Source organism: Marinicauda sp. Alg238-R41 (genome assembly GCF_947331485.1).
GTDB classification, from domain to species: domain Bacteria; phylum Pseudomonadota; class Alphaproteobacteria; order Caulobacterales; family Maricaulaceae; genus Marinicauda; species Marinicauda pacifica.
The window spans coordinates 1,084,322-1,101,486 of record NZ_CAMZOJ010000001.1 but is presented as its reverse complement, the minus strand read 5'-3'; the positions used below and the strand labels follow the sequence as shown (position 1 = coordinate 1,101,486).

15 protein-coding genes are annotated in these 17,165 nt (G+C 61.8%); 3 read left to right on the top strand and 12 right to left on the bottom strand.

Annotated elements, in window-relative coordinates:
• From PGP17_RS05115 to PGP17_RS05105, 3 genes are all read right to left on the bottom strand, one after another.
• Positions 1 to 2,766: a chemotaxis protein CheA gene (locus PGP17_RS05115; protein WP_270374494.1), complete on the bottom strand. Its 2,766-nt coding sequence runs from the start codon at positions 2,764 to 2,766 to the stop codon at positions 1 to 3.
• A 103-nt stretch (positions 2,767 to 2,869) separates the two neighbouring features.
• Positions 2,870 to 3,535 (bottom strand): histidine phosphotransferase ChpT, encoded by a 666-nt coding sequence (chpT, locus tag PGP17_RS05110; protein WP_270374493.1) that lies wholly within the window; start codon positions 3,533 to 3,535, stop codon positions 2,870 to 2,872.
• 56 nt (positions 3,536 to 3,591) lie between these two features.
• Positions 3,592 to 3,816, bottom strand: a complete 225-nt coding sequence (locus PGP17_RS05105; protein WP_135945142.1) for a hypothetical protein — start codon at positions 3,814 to 3,816, stop codon at positions 3,592 to 3,594.
• 257 nt (positions 3,817 to 4,073) lie between these two features.
• On the opposite strand from PGP17_RS05105, the gene PGP17_RS05100 reads away from it, so the two are divergent.
• The 3 genes from PGP17_RS05100 to PGP17_RS05090 all read left to right on the top strand — a co-directional run bounded on the left by PGP17_RS05100 (position 4,074) and on the right by PGP17_RS05090 (position 7,280).
• Positions 4,074 to 5,525: a M23 family metallopeptidase gene (locus PGP17_RS05100; RefSeq protein ID WP_270374492.1), complete on the top strand. Its 1,452-nt coding sequence runs from the start codon at positions 4,074 to 4,076 to the stop codon at positions 5,523 to 5,525.
• Positions 5,526 to 5,645: 120 nt separating this feature from the next.
• Positions 5,646 to 6,638 (top strand): aldo/keto reductase, encoded by a 993-nt coding sequence (locus PGP17_RS05095; RefSeq protein WP_135945144.1) that lies wholly within the window; start codon positions 5,646 to 5,648, stop codon positions 6,636 to 6,638.
• A 204-nt stretch (positions 6,639 to 6,842) separates the two neighbouring features.
• On the top strand, positions 6,843 to 7,280 hold the full coding sequence (locus PGP17_RS05090; protein WP_135945145.1) for a glyoxalase superfamily protein: 438 nt from the start codon (positions 6,843 to 6,845) through the stop codon (positions 7,278 to 7,280).
• A 53-nt stretch (positions 7,281 to 7,333) separates the two neighbouring features.
• On the opposite strand, the gene clpB is transcribed toward PGP17_RS05090, so the two are convergent.
• The 9 genes from clpB to PGP17_RS05045 all read right to left on the bottom strand — a co-directional run bounded on the left by clpB (position 7,334) and on the right by PGP17_RS05045 (position 17,087).
• Positions 7,334 to 9,958: an ATP-dependent chaperone ClpB gene (gene clpB / locus PGP17_RS05085; RefSeq protein ID WP_270374491.1), complete on the bottom strand. Its 2,625-nt coding sequence runs from the start codon at positions 9,956 to 9,958 to the stop codon at positions 7,334 to 7,336.
• Positions 9,959 to 10,187: 229 nt separating this feature from the next.
• Positions 10,188 to 10,931 (bottom strand): DUF4167 domain-containing protein, encoded by a 744-nt coding sequence (locus PGP17_RS05080; RefSeq protein WP_270374490.1) that lies wholly within the window; start codon positions 10,929 to 10,931, stop codon positions 10,188 to 10,190.
• 281 nt (positions 10,932 to 11,212) lie between these two features.
• Complete coding sequence (gene prmC / locus PGP17_RS05075) at positions 11,213 to 12,058, bottom strand: peptide chain release factor N(5)-glutamine methyltransferase (RefSeq protein WP_270374489.1); 846 nt, start codon at positions 12,056 to 12,058, stop codon at positions 11,213 to 11,215.
• Positions 12,059 to 12,061: 3 nt separating this feature from the next.
• Positions 12,062 to 13,135, bottom strand: coding sequence for a peptide chain release factor 1 (gene prfA / locus PGP17_RS05070; RefSeq protein ID WP_270374488.1), 1,074 nt, complete (start codon positions 13,133 to 13,135; stop codon positions 12,062 to 12,064).
• A gap of 67 nt (positions 13,136 to 13,202) precedes the next feature.
• Positions 13,203 to 13,787 carry a TIGR00730 family Rossman fold protein gene (locus PGP17_RS05065; protein WP_270374487.1) on the bottom strand — a complete coding sequence of 195 codons (585 nt, stop codon included), beginning with the start codon at positions 13,785 to 13,787 and terminating at the stop codon, positions 13,203 to 13,205.
• A 222-nt stretch (positions 13,788 to 14,009) separates the two neighbouring features.
• A complete protein-coding gene (locus tag PGP17_RS05060; protein ID WP_270374486.1) occupies positions 14,010 to 14,363 on the bottom strand; it encodes an ArsC/Spx/MgsR family protein in 354 nt (117 codons plus the stop codon).
• An 18-nt stretch (positions 14,364 to 14,381) separates the two neighbouring features.
• Positions 14,382 to 14,801, bottom strand: a complete 420-nt coding sequence (locus PGP17_RS05055) for an MAPEG family protein (protein ID WP_270374485.1) — start codon at positions 14,799 to 14,801, stop codon at positions 14,382 to 14,384.
• A gap of 225 nt (positions 14,802 to 15,026) precedes the next feature.
• Complete coding sequence (gene ispG / locus PGP17_RS05050; protein WP_270374484.1) at positions 15,027 to 16,172, bottom strand: flavodoxin-dependent (E)-4-hydroxy-3-methylbut-2-enyl-diphosphate synthase; 1,146 nt, start codon at positions 16,170 to 16,172, stop codon at positions 15,027 to 15,029.
• A gap of 81 nt (positions 16,173 to 16,253) precedes the next feature.
• Positions 16,254 to 17,087: a helix-turn-helix domain-containing protein gene (locus tag PGP17_RS05045; protein ID WP_135945153.1), complete on the bottom strand. Its 834-nt coding sequence runs from the start codon at positions 17,085 to 17,087 to the stop codon at positions 16,254 to 16,256.
• Positions 17,088 to 17,165 lie beyond the last annotated feature (78 nt).

The following is a 17,165-nucleotide window of genomic DNA, read 5'->3' as shown; positions in this document are numbered from 1 at the left end:
TCAGGCTGCCACGTCTTCACGAGACGCGGTCCGGTCAAGCGCTGCAATCAGGCCGCCGCGATCGCCACGGCGAGTCATGGCAGACAGGCCCTCGAAGGCGCCCCCCATGCCGTAATCGTCACTCACGCCAAGGCGCGGCACATCGGCCCAGTAGCCTTCGTCGGCAAGTGTCTTGAGGGCGCCCGGATCGCCGACCAGCGCGGCATAGTCCGCGCCCATCTGAGCTGCTTCACGAGCTTCGCGCATTCCGCTGGCAACCGTCACGTCATAACCGGCTGCCGCCAGAAGCGGCGCCATCATGCGGCGGCTGAAGGCATCGGCCTCAACCAGAAGCACGGCGCGGCGGTCATTGGGCCGCCGCTGCGGTGTGCCGGCCCATGCCTGCTCCATGTGCCAGGCGATATCGAGCACTTCGGTCGCTTCGCCCTTGAGGATCGCGGAGCCGATGATGCCCGGACGCTCCGAACCCATCTGCAGATCCAGCGTCTCCTCGATCACGTCCAGGATCTCATCCACCGCGACGCCGGCTGACTTGCCGTCTTCGGAGAAGACCAGCACAGGTTGGCGGCCCTCGGTCTTGATCGCGTGCTCGCCGCCGACATGAACGATGGGCAGCAAGCGGCCGCGGTATTGAACCACGTGGCGCCCGTCGGCGACTTCGATGTCGTCCGCGGCAAATTCTTCGAGGCGCGTAATCAAGCTCACAGGCACGGCCTTGGCTTCCTTGCCGACCGCGCGCACCAGCAGAAGGCGCTGATGAGCAGGGTGGCTGCTGCGATCGGCCTGTTCGATATCCTGGGCGGCCTCGGCCTCGCCGTGTGCGATTTCCTGCGCCACGCCATTCGGGTCGAGGATCATGATGACCGAACCGTCTCCAAGCAGAGTCGCACCCGAATAGATGGAGATACCGCGAAGCGGTCCGGACAACGGTTTGACCACGATCTCTTCGGTATCGAGCACATCGGCGACAACCAGGCCGATCTTGCGCCCTGCCGCTTCGATGATGACAACATAACCGCCGATCGAGGCGTCCCCTTCGATCTTCCCGCTCGTGCCGAGGACATCTTGAAGCCCGACCACGGGCAGAAGGCGATCGCGCAGACGGATCATTCGCGCGCCGTTCATCGTCTCCACTTTGTGGTCGGAGCCAGGGCCCACGCGAACCAGCTCGCGTACAGCCAGTTGCGGCACGGCAAAGCGCGCATCGCCGGTGGTCACGATCAGCGCCGAAACGATGGCCAGCGTGAGAGGGATCTTGATCGAGAAAGTCGTGCCCTTGCCCAACTCGGAGCTCAGATCGACGGTACCGCCGATCTGCTCGATATTGGTACGCACCACGTCCATGCCGACACCCCGGCCAGACAGGTTGGTGACCTGAGCCGCGGTCGAGAAGCCGGCGGCAAAGATAAAGCGCTGGACCTGCTGCTCGCTCATGGAGGCGAGCTCGGATTCGCTCGCCAGTCCTTTTTCAAGGACCTTGGCTTTGATCTTCTCTGGATCCAGACCGGCGCCATCGTCGGCAATCTTGATGATGATCGCGCCGCCTTCATGATAGGCGGACAGTCGAATTGTACCGGTCTCGCGCTTTCCGGCGGCCTTACGCTTTTCGGGCATCTCGACGCCGTGGTCCGCCGAGTTGCGAACCATGTGCGTGAGCGGATCCTTGATAAGCTCGAGCACCTGGCGGTCGAGTTCAGTCTCCTCGCCCTCCATGACGAGGTCGATCTTCTTGCCCAGGTCCTGCTGAACGTCGCGCACGATGCGCGGGAGTTTGCGCCAGGCATCGCCCACCGGCTGCATGCGCGTCTTCATGACGTCGTCTTGCAGCTCGGCCGTGACCGAGGTCAGGCGCTGGAGCGGGGTCTTGAGCGCAGAATCTTCGTTTTCGCGGACGATCTGGTTGAGCTGGTTCCGAGCCAGAACAAGCTCGGAGACCGTTGTCATCAGGCTGTCGAGGACGTCCACATTGACACGGATTGTCGAAACAGGACGCGCGGCATGGCTCTCGGCCTTCGCGGCAGCTGGCGCAGGCTTGGTGGCTGCGGCCGGCTTTGCCGACTCTGCGGCGACGGCGGTCGGTGCGGACACCGCCTCCATGGCAGCTTCGTCTTCATCCTCATCCTCGCCCTCGTCAAACTCGGGACCAGGGGTGGACTGGAATGCGGCTTCAAGATCGGCGAGAGACACTTCCCCGGGGCGCAGCGCGCGGCCGAGGGCCTCATCGAAGCCGACGTCTTCTTCGTCCTCGCCGACAGCGGTCGGTGCGTCCTCGTCCGGACCCGGAGCAGCCAGGAAGGCGGCTTCAAGTTCGTCGAGCGTTTCGGAAACGGGAGACGCTTCGGCTTCAGCCGGAGCGGTTTCGGCAACCGGTGCAACAGCAGCAGGCGCCTGGCCCATCGCCATGGCTTCAAGGCGGCTGATCAGATCGCTGTCGTCACCCTCGCCTTCGCTTCCCGTCTCGCCCAGCGTACCGAGGATGTCCTTGATACGGTCGAGCGACTGCAGGACAAGCGTCACGGCAGTAGAGTCGGCGACCAGCGACCCGTCCCGGAATTTACCGAGGAGAGTTTCTCCGGCATGGGCGATCGCCTCAAGGCGCTCCAGCCCCAGAAACCCGCAAGTTCCTTTGATCGTGTGAACCAGACGGAAAATATTGTCGAGTGTTGCGCGATCGGTCGGATCGGCTTCGAACTTCACAAGCTCGTTGTCGATGACATCGAGGCTTTCAGAAGTCTCGCCCAGAAATTCGCCAATTAGTTCGTCCATGACGTCCCAGTTCCCGGTTACAGAGTTTCACCCGCTCGGGACAAATTGGCACGCCAGTGTTAATCAATCGTTCGACAAGAACTGAGCGAAATACAGCTTGGTTTCAGGTAGCTGCGTCAGACATAGGCGCGATGAGTGCAGACAGGACAGCGCGCTCTTCTTCCACCCTCACATCGGCCCGTCCGCCGTGCTCGCGTGCGATCAGGCCGGTATAATAGGGCTGCACCGAGCGACCGTCGAAACCGTCCTCCGGCCTATCTCCTGCCATCGCCTTGATGTAGGCATCTTCCAGACGAACCTTCTTGCCTTCGGAAACCAGCGAGAGTCGGGCTCCGCCCTCGCCCGCCACGGCTTCGATCGTGACAGTGCCGCCACGCGGAAGCGCATCGACCGCCAGCCAGATCAGGTTCATGAGCACGCGCGCAGCGGGCTTCTCAAGACCTGTCGCCTCGGTCTTCCAGACCAGATCGGGCCGGGAATCCTTGAACATTTCGTCGGCCAGGCGCCGGATTTCGCTCATGTCGATCACGGCCGGCTTCGATCCGCCGGCTCCGAACGCCAGGCGGCAGAATTCCAGCTTGGCCCGGGCCTGATTGGCACCGGTCCTCAGCAACTCGATTGCGTCGTCTCGCATGTCTTCGGCGCGTTCATCGTCGAGAACGCTCAGCGCCGCGCCCAGCGCACTGATCGGCGAGACCAGGTCGTGGCAAAGGCGCGCTGCAAGCAGGGCAGCGAGATCGGAGGCGGAGATGGGGGATGTCTGGCTCATGACAGGAGCGATATCTGATTCTTTATGGCGAGAAGGTTAACGTGCGCCGCCCCTGGCTACACATCGTTATCCATATCATCATAGCCGCGCCGGCTGGAAAAGAAGACCAGCGCCATCAGCCCCCCGCCGATGAGAAGGCTCAGGATCACGCCCAGTATCAGCGCGATCCAACCATGCACAGACATGGTGGCGTCGATCTGTGTAAAGGACTGGATGGCAAACCAGACCGACGCGATGAGGATGCTCATCAGCACCACGATCAGCAGAGCAATCTTCATCATAGCCTCCTGTCCAAATACCGCTTTTCAAGAGCCCGGCCGTCGCGGTAGGGTTCATGTCTCGTTAACGCGGCCCGGCCATAAAAGGCCGATTGCAGCGTGAAGAGATACGGACGGCTGCAAGCAAGCGCTTGTTCTGATATAGGAACTTCAGGCTTGCTGTGTAATGGGGGAATGGCAGCGGCCTGTTTCTTGCCTGTGGGGGGCATGAGCACGATCGCCGGTAGTGCGGCGCAATGATTGAGGGAATAGCCATACCCATGTCTGGTTTCGACGTCCGCCTGGCAGACGCCCAGCGCTCCCGTGCCCTAACGTTTTTTTCCACTCTGGCGATCGGCGTAGCGCTGGTTTCCGCCCTGGTGGTCCAACGCGGCGACACCGGCACAGAGGCCGAGGCCGCAGCCCCGGAATTTTCGCTTGAAGCGGCGCGAGCGGGCGCAGATGTCGCGGCCCGGGACGCCTCATTCCTGGACTCCACCGCCCTTGTGGCCGCCGAACACGCAGCCTTCGAGGCGTTTTCAGCCCCTGAGGTGGTAAGCCGCCGTGTGGAAGTGCGCCCGGGTGACACATTTGCCAGCGTGCTCAGCAATGCCGGTGCGGACAGGTCTCTGGCCAACCGCGCCATCTACGCGCTGGAAGATCATTTCCCGGCGCGGCAGCTGCGCGCCGGACAAGAGATGACGCTCTACTTCGATTCCGTGGCCGGGCCGGCCGGTCAGACCCGCGAGTTCGCGGGTCTGTCTTTCCGCCCTGACCTGGAGCGCACGCTGACCGTCAGCCGGGTTGCCGACGACGAGTTTCGTGCTCGCGAAGCAGTCGTCGAATTCGACAGCCAGATGGTCCGCGCCAGCGGCTCGATCGAGACAAGCCTGTATCAGGCAGCGCTCGACCAGGGTGCGACCGACCGGGTCATCTACGATCTTGCCAACGTGCTGGGCTTCGCAGTCGATTTCCGGACCGTGCAGGAAGGCGACACGTTCGATATCGTCTTCGAGCGGTTTGTCGATTCACAGGGCGAAACGGCCCGGACCGGCGACATCGCCTATATCGCTTTCGATGGCCGCGGCGATCCGCTTGAATATTTCCGCTTCACCACGCCGGAGGGCGATGTGGGCTACTACACCGCTGAGGGCGAGAGCGCTCAGCGGCTGCTGATGATGACGCCGATCAACGGGGCGCGCCTGTCCTCGCATTTTGGCCGGCGCTTCCACCCGATCCTGCAGACCAGCCGCCCGCACAACGGGACAGACTTCGCCGCGCCGACGGGCACGCCGATCATGGCCGCGGGTAATGGCATCGTGGAGCGCGCCAACCGGTTCGGCTCGTTTGGCAATTACCTGCGGATCCGTCATGCGAACGGGTACAAGACCGCCTACGCGCACCTGAACGGCTTCGCCAGCGGCATTCGCGCCGGCAGCCGGGTCACGCAGGGGCAGATCGTGGCCTATGTCGGCACCACCGGCCGGTCTACCGGTCCGCACCTTCACTACGAGGTCCACCTCAACGGCCAGCCGATGAACCCGATGAGCCTGGATCTTCCGACCGGACGCCGCCTCGAAAACGCCGAGCTTGAGCTCTTCCGCGCCGAGCGGGACCGGATTCTGGCCATGCGCGATGCGGCTCCGCTCGCCAGTGAGCCGATCAGCCGCGAGCCGGTGCTGGTTGCCTCCGCGCAAGCCCCCACCCCGGCCGGCACCCCAGGTCAGCAGTAGTGGTAGTAGTCGTAGTAGTAGGCGCTCTCCGGCTCTGACCTTCCCGGTTTGAAACGGACATTGCGCGCTCTGCCGGGCGCGGCCTACCCTGTCTGCCTGTGCAGAAAGGACGACCGCGCCATGCAGACGCTCAAACTCACCGGCATCCCGACACCGGTTTCCCGGATCGGACTCGGCTGTATGGGCATGTCCGAATTCTACGGCCCCAGCGATGACGGGCAATCGCGCGAGGTCATGGCGCGTGCCGTGGACCTGGGCGTCAACTTCTTCGACACCGCCGATATGTACGGGCAAGGCCACAACGAGACCCTGATTGGCGGGTTCCTGAAAGGCCGGCGCGACAAGGTCGTCATCGCCAGCAAATGCGCCATCGTCCGCGGCGACGATCCGCGCGACCGGCGTATCGATACCTCCCCGGATTACATCCGGTATGCCTGCGAGGCGTCATTGAAGCGTCTGGGCGTCGAGACGATCGATCTTTATTATCTGCACCGCCTCGACGGGATCACGCCGATCGAGGAGTCCATGGGCGCCCTCGCCGATCTTGCCAAATCCGGGAAGATCAAGGCAGCCGGACTGAGCGAAGTGAATGCCAACACACTGAAACGCGCGCACAGCGTGTTTCCAGTCAGCGCCGTACAAAGCGAATACTCGCTGACCGCCCGGGAGCCCGAAGGCAACGAGGTCCTGGACACCTGTCAGGCACAGGAAACCGCCTTCGTGGCCTATTCGCCCTTGGGTCGGGGACTGCTGGCCGGAACTTTCCGGTCAGAGGACGAGCTTGCCGAAGACGATGTCCGGCGAAGCGGCTATTTCCCGCGCTTCCAGGGTGAAAACCTGAAAAAGAACGTGGCGCTCGCTGACAGGGTCGCCGAGCTCGCGCAGCGAAAGCCTGCAACGCCGGCGCAGATTGCCCTAGCATGGCTTCTATCGCGCACTGGCGTGGTACCGATACCAGGAACTCGAAGCATCTCCCGCCTGGAAGAAAACGCCGGTGCAGACAACATCGTGCTCACACCGGCCGACCTGAGCGCTCTCGACGCAGCGATCCCGCCAGGAGCGGCAGAAGGCGGTCGTTATGGCGACGCGGCCATGAGCTCACTCGATCGCTAGACTGCGTGGCGCGGTGATTGACCATCGGACGAAGCGCAGCTAGAAGCACCGCCAGGTTCAGAAGATACCTGCCGCTCGCACGTGATCGTTCACGTTGGTGAAATCTTCTTTCAGACCAGACCTTTCGCACTCCAGGCTGTCCTGCGGCGCGGTGGTAATGCGGGCTCCATCGACCTTTGCCGCGTACCAGCGATGAGGCGAACAATGTCTGAAACTTCTCCCCTACCCGGACTGGAAGCCCTGAAGAACCTCGCGCGCCGTTTGCGGCGGGCACTTGAGGAAGAGGGTAATTTCATCTCCCACAGCGAAGCGCTGGAGCTGGTCGCCCACCAGCATGGCTTTCGCGACTGGAACACTCTGCACGCCGCATGCGGCAACAAACCGCCTACGCCGTTTCAGGTCGGCTCGAAAATCCGTGGCGACTATCTCGGTCAGTCGTTCAGCGCAGAGATCGTCTCCGTCACCGCACTTGCGGGGGGAGACCGCTACACCTTGACGCTTGATCTCGACGAAGCCGTCGATGTCGTCACATTCGACAGCTTCTCCGCATTTCGCAAGCGGGTCAGAGCCAGCGTGCGCCGGGACGGCATATCCGACGCCCGAACGTCGAACGGCGAGCCGCATCTGCGTCTGGCTCTATAGAGCAAAATGTCAGGGCCCGGCGTAACCGCCGGGCCCTGATGCTTGTATCGGGCTTACTGGATGACGGCGTCTCTCGGCCGCCCCGCGTCACGCCCGACCGCTTGACCATTCACTGTCAACGACCCGGCTTCTGCAGAGACCTTTACTGCCTCGCCATCATGCAGCGTGCCGTCGAGGATAAGACGGGCGAGCGGGTCCTGCAGCTCCTTCTGGATCACGCGCTTGAGAGGACGGGCCCCGTAGGCAGGGTCATATCCCTTCTCGGCAAGCCACTCGCGCGCAGCATCGTCCAACTCCACTGTCATGTTGCGATCTTTCAAGAGACGCTCCAGCCGCTGAAGCTGAATATCCACGATCGAGCCCATGTGTGCCTGTTCCAGTCGACGGAATAGAATGATCTCGTCGATCCGGTTAAGGAATTCCGGGCGGAACGCCCCGCGCACCGCGTCCATCACCTGGTCGCGGGCAGCCTCGACGTCACCGGAGAGAAGGAACTCCGAACCCAGGTTCGAGGTCATGATCAGAATGGTATTTCTGAAATCGACGGTTCGGCCCTGCCCGTCGGTCAGACGCCCGTCATCAAGCACTTGAAGCAGAATATTGAAGACGTCAGGGTGCGCCTTCTCCACCTCATCGAACAGAATGACCTGATACGGTCGCCGGCGGACGCTCTCGGTCAGCGCACCGCCTTCTTCGTAACCGACATAGCCTGGAGGCGCGCCGATCATCCGGCTCACTGCGTGCTTTTCCATGTACTCCGACATGTCGAGACGCGTGATCGCGGTCTCATCATCAAAGAGGAATTCGGCGAGCGTCTTGGTAAGTTCAGTCTTCCCAACCCCGGTCGGGCCAAGGAAGAGGAAGGAGCCGATCGGGCGGCTCGGGTCTTTCAGCCCAGCGCGTGAACGGCGCACCGCATCCGAAACCGCGCGTAGCGCCTCATCCTGTCCGACGACCCGCGTTCTTAGCTGATCCTCCATTCGAAGGAGCTTCTCACGCTCGCCTGCGAGCATTTTCTCCACAGGCACGCCCGTCCAGCGCGAGACGATGGAGGCAATCTGTTCCTCGTCGACCAGCTCTTTCATGAGGGCACCCTTGCCATCAGCGGAAGCTGGCTGAACTTCTTCGGCTTCGGCGATGCGGCGTTCCAGCTCGGGAATGCGCCCGTACTTGATCTCCGAGGCCCTGCCCAGATCGCCACGCCGTTCGGCATCGGCGAGTTCTGCGCGCAACCGGTCGAGTTCTTCCTTCATCTCTGTCGATGAAGCCAGCTTCTCCTTTTCGGCCCTCCAGGCGGCCGTCAGCTCGGCAGACCGGCTCTCAAGCTCGGCCAACTCCTTGTAGAGCGACTCCAGGCGCTTCTTCGACGCATCGTCGGCCTCTTTCTTGAGTGCCTCGGCTTCGATTTTGAGCTGAATGATCCGGCGATCCAGCTCGTCGAGCTCCTCGGGCTTGGAATCGACCTGCATGCGCAAACGCGCCGCCGCCTCGTCCATTAGGTCAATGGCCTTGTCCGGCAGAAAGCGGTCGGTGATGTAGCGGTTCGAAAGTGTCGCCGCCGCGACGATCGCACCGTCTGCGATGCGCACGCCGTGGTGGACTTCGTATTTCTCTTTCAGGCCGCGCAGGATCGAGATCGTGTCCTCCACCGTCGGCTCGTCGACGAAGACCGGCTGGAAGCGCCGAGCCAGCGCCGCGTCCTTCTCGACATGCTTTTTGTACTCACTCAGCGTTGTCGCACCGACACAGTGAAGCTCCCCACGAGCTAGTGCCGGCTTGAGAAGGTTGGAGGCATCCATTGCGCCGTCAGCCTTGCCGGCGCCGACGAGCGTATGCATCTCGTCGATGAACAGGATGATGTTGCCCCCAGCGGCTTCGACCTCGGAAAGGACGGATTTCAGACGCTCCTCGAACTCGCCGCGATACTTCGCACCGGCGATGAGTGCACCCATGTCGAGCGCCATCAGCTTCTTGTCCTTCAGGCTCTCCGGCACGTCGCCATCGACAATGCGCAAAGCGAGGCCTTCTGCGATGGCCGTCTTGCCCACCCCCGGTTCCCCAATCAGAACCGGGTTGTTCTTCGTGCGGCGGGACAGGACCTGGATTGCCCGGCGGATTTCCTCGTCGCGGCCGATCACAGGATCCAGCTTGCCCGCGCGAGCCACTTCCGTGAGGTCGCGGGCGTACTTCTTGAGAGCGTCATAGCTTTCTTCGGCCGACTGGCTGTCGGCTGTGCGGCCCTGACGCAAATCGTTGATCGCCGTGTTCAGCGCCTGCGGCTTGAGCCCGGTCTGCTTGAAGATTTCGGCGACCTTCGTGCCAGATACGATAGACAGTGCCTGCAGCAGGCGCTCGGCGGTGACATAAGTATCTCCAGCCCTTTTCGCAGCCTGCTCGGCGGAGTTGATCACCTCGCCGGTTTTCGGCGCCAGATAAAGCTGACCAGAACCACCTTCTACCTTCGGTAGCGACTCAATCGCACGGTCAGTCAGATCGACAACCTGTTCGGGACGCGCACCTGCTGCGCGGATCAAGTTCGTTGCCAGCCCGGCTTCATCGTCCAACAAGCCTTTGAGAAGGTGCTCGGGGGTGAATTGCTGATGACTGAGCCGGTTGGCGAGCGCTTGGCTCGCCTGAAGAATCTGCCGGGCGCGCTCGGTGTATTTTTCGATATCCATGTGCCTCTAGGGTCTCCTGAATTGGCAGCGAGACAAACGGCCCCCGTTAAAATGGCGCCTTCCAAGAAGCACGCCTGGGACCGCAGCTGGACTTCAGGTAGGTGTGACATTGAAGGCACACAAGTGAGCGGCAAGATTATTTTCGCCGAGTGATCGAGCGGATCAAAAACCGAAAAGCCCCGGTGCGATTGCGCGCCGGGGCTTTTCAAAACACTTTACAATCAAATTGCTAAGCGGCTTCGCTGTCCTTGTCACCGCCTGAACCACTCTTTCCGTCGCCCACCTTATCCAGAGCATCCTGTGCGGCTTTATCACCACGAGGTTTGCGCGGTGCGCGTGGCTTACGCTTGGGGGCGTCGTCGGCAGTCAGTTCGCTGCCGCCGCTCTGCTCGCTCTCGCCTTCGGGATCAACCACGGCCAGGGGGTCGGAGGCGTCGGCGGAAGTCTCGTCCTTCTTGCGGCGCTCCCGCCGTGGTCGCTTTTCAGCCGTCTCGGCCGATGCATCCTTCGAGGCGGGTTCGCCGCCGGACTTCTCGGATGCCGGCTCTGTCCTGCCTTCGCCCCTGCGGTTACCGTCATCACGGCGGCCCCGGCCGCGACCGCGCGAACGGTCATTTCGGTCTTCCTGGGCGTCGGCCTGGTTGTCGCTGCCCTGGTTCTGCCCACCCTGGCTTTGTCCGCCCTGGTTCTGCGCCCCTTGATTCTGATCGTTCTGCTGACCGCCGTCCTGACGGTTGTCATCACGCTTGGGCTGGTTGGCTTGAACGATGCGGAAATAGTGCTCCGCGTGCTGGTAGTAGTTTTCCGCCATCACGCGGTCGCCAGACGACGACGCATCGCGCGCAATCTGAAGATATTTCTCATATATCGTCGAGGCATTGCCCCGGATTTTTACATCCGGCCCATTGCTTTCGAACGACCGATTCTGCTGATTACCGCCGGGCTTGCGCCCGCGCCCGCGTTGTCGCTTCATTTTTGAAACCTGACCTTCTTGCCGGTATAGCCTTCGGCTGCACTCTTCGGAGCTCGCTATGATCGAGCCCCGTCCGGCAAACACAGCAGCGCACTGCTGAAAATTACCGATCTGATTGAGGGCCGACTCTCCGACAGCTGGCTGACTAAAATTGCTGCAACCCCGCTGCAGCCCGCCAGTCCATCGGGTTCATCAATCAAACTAACCGTAACACTGGGGCGATTCCACCCCTTGTGTGCAAATATTCATTCCGGCCCGTTCTGGGCTGATGCAGATCATCATCAGCTGAAGGCAAAGACGATCGCTCGGCTGCGCCCACCAAGGTCTTTTACGCAATCCGCATCTCGTGCGCCCGCCTCCTGCGCCAGGCGCAAGACCGCTTCACGCTGATCGTAGCCTATCTCGAAAACCCCCGTCCCGCCCGGCGCCAACAACCGCCGCGCTTCGCTGAAAAGGTGTCGATAGGGCGCGAGTCCGTCCGGGCCACCGTCCAGCGCGAGCCGGGGTTCATGGTCGCGCACCTCAGGCTCGAGCGTCTCTATGATCGAGCTGGCAATATAGGGCGGGTTTGAGACGACGAGGTCAAACCTGCCTGCAATACCATCGGCCCAGGACGTGCAAACTAGCTCGATCCGCTCCGAGAGTCCGGTGCGGCCGGCGTTGATCGCCGCAACGTCCAGAGCAGCGCGCGATATATCGGTAGCGACCGCGGTCGCGCTCTGCATCTCGGTCAGCAGGGCAAGGGCGATTGCCCCTGAACCCGTCGCGATATCGAGGATCCGAACCGGGCGCGCGGTATCAACGTCATTCAACGCAGCCTCAACGATTGTCTCGGTATCAGATCTGGGGCTCAGGACATCTGGTGTGACCAAGAGTTCTAACGTCCAAAATGGTGTCGCGCCCAAAATCTGCGACAACGGCACGCGAGACACGCGGCGCTCCAACGCCTTGTTGACCGCGGCCAGCGACGCCTCGTCCAGCTTCCTGTCCGGATCTGCTATCACTTGGCTGCGCGACAGACCAAGCACACCGGTGAAGAGAAATCGGCCTTCGGCGGACGCATCCTCTATTCCCGCCGCACCAAGCTGGCGCGCGGCATCGTGGAGCCAGTCACGCCACGAAACCAAGGTCTACTCGTCCTGCATTGCAGCAAGTTTGGCCGCCTGATCTTCGGCGATCAGCGCATCGACCACGTCATCCAACGCCGCACCGGAAATGATATCTTCCAGCTTGTAGAGCGTCAGATTGATCCGGTGGTCGGTAAGGCGCCCTTGGGGAAAGTTATATGTGCGGATGCGTTCGGAGCGATCACCAGAGCCAATCTGGCCCTTGCGCGCGGCGGCACGGGCAGCGTCTTTTTCCGATCGCTCCTTCTCGTAGAGCTTGGCTTTGAGAACCTCGAGCGCGATGGCTCGGTTCTGATGCTGGGATTTCTCTTGGCTGATGACCACGATCCCGGTTGGGATATGCGTCATGCGCACCGCGGAGTCGGTCTTGTTAACGTGCTGCCCGCCGGCCCCCGAGGCCCGCATCGTATCGACCCGGATATCGTCCTCGCGAAGTTCAATGTCGACCTCTTCGGGCGCGGGCAGCACGGCCACCGTTGCTGCCGACGTGTGGATACGCCCCCCACTCTCGGTAACCGGCACGCGTTGAACCCGATGCACACCGGATTCAAACTTCAATCTACCGAATACGCCGGAACCCGACACGCTGGCGATGACTTCCTTGTAGCCGCCAACCTCCGCCTCTGACGCAGATATCAGATCAACCTTCCAGCCTTTATCGGACGCGTAACGTTCGTACATGCGGAAAAGGTCACCGGCGAACAACGCGGCCTCATCCCCCCCCGTGCCAGCACGAATCTCCAGCATGACCGAGGCCTCGTCATCTTTGTCTTTGGGGAGCAGCAAGAGCTGGAGTTCCGATTCCAGATCGGGGATGGCCTCCTTCAGCTCCATGCGTTCCTCACGGGCCAGTGCGACCATGTCAGGGTCCGACCCATCCTCAATGATCTCCTCGGCCTCAGCCAAGCTGGTTCGCGCGTCCTTGAGTTCGCGCGCCTTGTCGGCGACCTTCTTCAGTTCGGCATGCTCCTTCGAAAGCTTGACGATCTCGTTTGGATCGCTTGCAGATCCGAGACGCGCTTCGACCTGGTCGAAACGGTCGATGACCTGATTGAGTTTGGATTCTTGAACTTGCATGCAGGAGAGATACGCTCGTAAACGACAAATACAAAGAGCAGCGTGTAGCACACGCGCGCGCCTGGCCTCAGGTCTGGTCGCGCTCCAAGCTGGCTATGACGCCAGGATAGGTGAAGCTCTCAAACCCATCGATCAGGTCTTCGATCCGCGACGCCTCAAGGAGCATCTTGCGGTGCTTGCTCATTAGGAAGCCCTCGTCCGTCATATTGTCGAGGAACTCGAGCAGGCCGTCAAAATAGCCGTTGATGTTCAGCAGGCCGACGGGCTTCTTGTGTCGGCCCAGCTGAGCCCAGGTCCAGATTTCAAATAGCTCTTCCATCGTTCCGATGCCGCCCGGCAATGCCACGAAGGCGTCGGAGGCGTCAGCCATGAGCTGTTTGCGCTCATGCATGGAGGAGACGATCTGAAGGTCCTGGACACCTCCATGAGCGACCTCGCGCACGTGAAGAAAGTCGGGAATGATGCCCGTGACCTGTCCGCCTGCCTCGATCGCGGCATCGGCAACCACACCCATAAGCCCGACGCGGCCGCCCCCATAGACGAGCCGGCATCCGGATTCACCGAGGAAGCGGCCGGTGTCGCGCGCCGCTTGAGCGTAAATAGCGTCCTTGCCGGCATTGGAGCCGCAATACACACAGATCGAATTCATCATGAGCCTTGATTAAGCGGGAAAACTGAACGAGCCAACTGCGCAGCGCGGTGAGGGGAAAGGCCGCACATCCTTTTACCAGCAGTCCTGTCGATCGCGGGGATAGCAAACGCTCAACGAAGCCTGGCGTCTCCATATTGGTCTGATTGTGGTGTCGTCCAGCTGCCGGAGAGGTCGCGCAGAGCACTCTCCCAGCGGCGGGCGTCCCTCTACACGCGCGCTCGACTACACACCCAACGCGTTCTGGACATCGGACTTCCACCCCGCGTAGATCGCGTCGCCGTCCACGATTACCGGGCGCTTGATCAGCGCCGGATTGGCCTGCAGCAAGGCCCGATAGCCTGTGCGGTCCTGAGCCATCGCCTTCTCGCCTTCCGGCAAATTGCGCCACGTGGTCGAAGCCTTGTTGAGCAAGCGGTCGGCACCGACCTTCTCGATCCAGACGGGCAGCCGCTTTGGCAGATCGTCCATTTCACGCAAATCGGTGAAATCGACCTCCCTCCCGGCCGCCTCCAGCGCCTTACGAGCCTTGCGGCACGTGTCGCAGGTTTTTAGACCATACATCTTCAGGTCGGCCATGGGCGGAGCTCCTCCAGACTATACCAGCAATGCGAAAACGTTCAGCACCGCGAGCGCGATCAGCGCAAGCGATGACAATGAAAACAGAACGAAACGCACCGGAATGAAGTTCACCAGCGCCTGCCAAAGGCTGTGCGCGATCCGGAGCAGCACGTAGGCCCAGGCCAATGTGATCGCTACCGAGGTCTTCACGCCGACCAGGTGGGAATAGAACACCAGCGCGTAGAATACGACGGGCTGCTCGTGGAGGTGATTATAGTTGTCAGCGATCTGACGAACGCTGCGCGGGAGCACCTCCAGCTGGGATTTTTCCTTCAATTCGGCAGGCTTGATCCCCGCTTTTTGCATCGCCGGGATGCGAGTGGCGTACATCCACACCCACATGATCAGCGTCCAGCAGAGCAGCACCAGGGCTGGCGTCAGGATTGTCAGAAACATCTCAAATCTCCCCGTTTTTTTCTTGTTGCATTGACCCTGATCCCCGGCTTTGACGGTGAATCAGGTGAGAAACCGGGTGATTTAAGCTTGGAGCGGCTCCTACTACCACTACTATCACGCCCGCCCCCCCCGCTTGCGGATCGGGCAGCCGGCGCTATCCGGTGACGGTCCGGGCCGCTTGCCTATCGTTATAACGGACGTCGTGGCCCATCCGGCACGAGACGGCTATTCGGCGGCGCTCTTCTCGGCGGCTTCGCGTTCCGCCTTCATCCGATCGGCCTTGTCCTCAACCGCGGCAACGATGCGCTCGATCATCGTCTCGTTGGAGACCTTCTCCTCCGCCTGGCCGGCAAAATAGAGCATGCCGGAGCCCTTCCCGCCGCCGGTAAAGCCCAGATCGGTATAGGCGGCCTCGCCGGGCCCGTTCACGACACATCCGATAATTGACAGGCTGATGGGTTCGGAGATGTGCTCGAGACGCTCTTCGAGCGCCTCAACCGTCTTGATCACGTTAAAGCCCTGCCGGGCGCAGGACGGGCAGGCGATAATGTTCACACCGCGCGTGCGCAGGCCGAGGGATTTGAGAATGTCGTAGCCGACCTTGATCTCCTCGACCGGATCGGCGCTGAGCGAGACCCGGATCGTATCCCCGATCCCGGACCAGAGAAGGTTGCCCATGCCGATGGAGGATTTCACGCCGCCGGTGCGCAGGCCGCCAGCCTCGGTCACGCCAAGGTGAAGGGGCGCGTCAGTGGCGTCGGCAAGAGCCTGATATGCCGCCACCGTCAGGAAGACGTCAGAGGCTTTGACAGAAATCTTGTACTCGCGGAAATCGAGATCTTCGAGAATGCGCGCATGGCTCAGCGCGCTCTCCACCATCGCCTCCGGGCAGGGCTCGCCGTATTTTTCGAGGAGCTCGCGCTCCAGCGATCCGGCATTCACGCCGATGCGGATCGAACAACCGTTATTGCGGGCTGCCGACACCACGTCGCGAACCCGGTCCATCGATCCGATATTTCCCGGATTGATACGCAGGCATGCCGCGCCGGCCTCGGCGGCCTCGATACCGCGCTTGTAGTGGAAATGGATGTCCGCAACGAGCGGAAGACGGGATTCGCGCGCGATCGTCCGGAAGGCCGCAGTGGAGTCGGTGTCGGGGCACGAAACCCTGACGATATCGGCGCCCACCTCTTCGAGCTGCGCGATCTGATCGAGCGTCGCGGCCGCATCGGAGGTCGGCGTATTCGTCATGGACTGGACGCTGATAGGCGCATCGCCGCCAACCGCCACAGGACCGACATGAATTTGCCGACTCTTGCGCCGGTCGATCATGCGCCAGGGGCGGACCGTGGTGTGGGCTTCAACCGACATGGGGATGCTCGCACTCGCTCGAGGGTGTACGCGTTCGATATAGGAGCAAACGCTGCAAAGCGCGACCCTGAGACCTGCGCCCTAACGTCCTGCCCCGGCTCCGCCCGAATTGGCCGTGCTCTCGGCCATCGCGGAGACCAGAAACTCGCTGGCCGCCAGATTCTCGACCATTTCCCCGGGCTCGCCCAGCGGGCCGAGCTCGCGAGGACCTGAGCGCACCTGAATCGCGCCGGCATCTTCGGTGGTCAGGCTGAGACCGGATTCGTCCGGCGCCCGGTAAATCTCGCCTGGCACCAGGTCACGCGCGAACAAGATGCGTCCCGAAGCGTCACGCACTTCAAGATAGGTCGGGACGATCGTGGTCAGAACCAACCACTCGCTCGAGCGCGAACTCGGCAATCCGCTCCACACATCCGAGACATTGACCGGGCGCTCGCGCATTTCGACCAACGGTGCCGGCGCGGACAAGACGCCTTCGGTGGAGCTTGGCGCATCGGAAAACGCGCCGGCTTCGGTGACGCGCGCCCCGTACCAGGCAGCGGCAGCAAGCACGCCGCCGAGGATCAGCACCGCGCCGACCACGCCTTTGGGTAATTTGATCTCACGCCGGCGCTGAGGCGCACTGGGCTGTGCCCGTCCGGTTTCGGTTTCCACCTCACGCTTGAACTGCTCAACCACCGCATTGACGTCCAGGCCCAGCACCCCGGCATAGGTCCTCAGATAGCCCAGCGCATAAGCACGCGAAGGGAGCCCGCGCGAATCCATCGATTCCAGCGCTTCAAGATAATCGTGACGAATTCGCGTTCGGGCGGCAGCCGATTCCAGCGACCATCCCTGACGCGCACGAGCCCTGCGCAACGCGTCTCCGACACTGGTCGGAAGGGATTCCGGCGCGTCTGTAAAAATCGCGTCCATAGGGACGTATGAAGATTTAGCCATACCCGATGTGGCCTGAGCCATTGTTTGCTCTGCCGCTTTTGCAAGCGCCCCCGA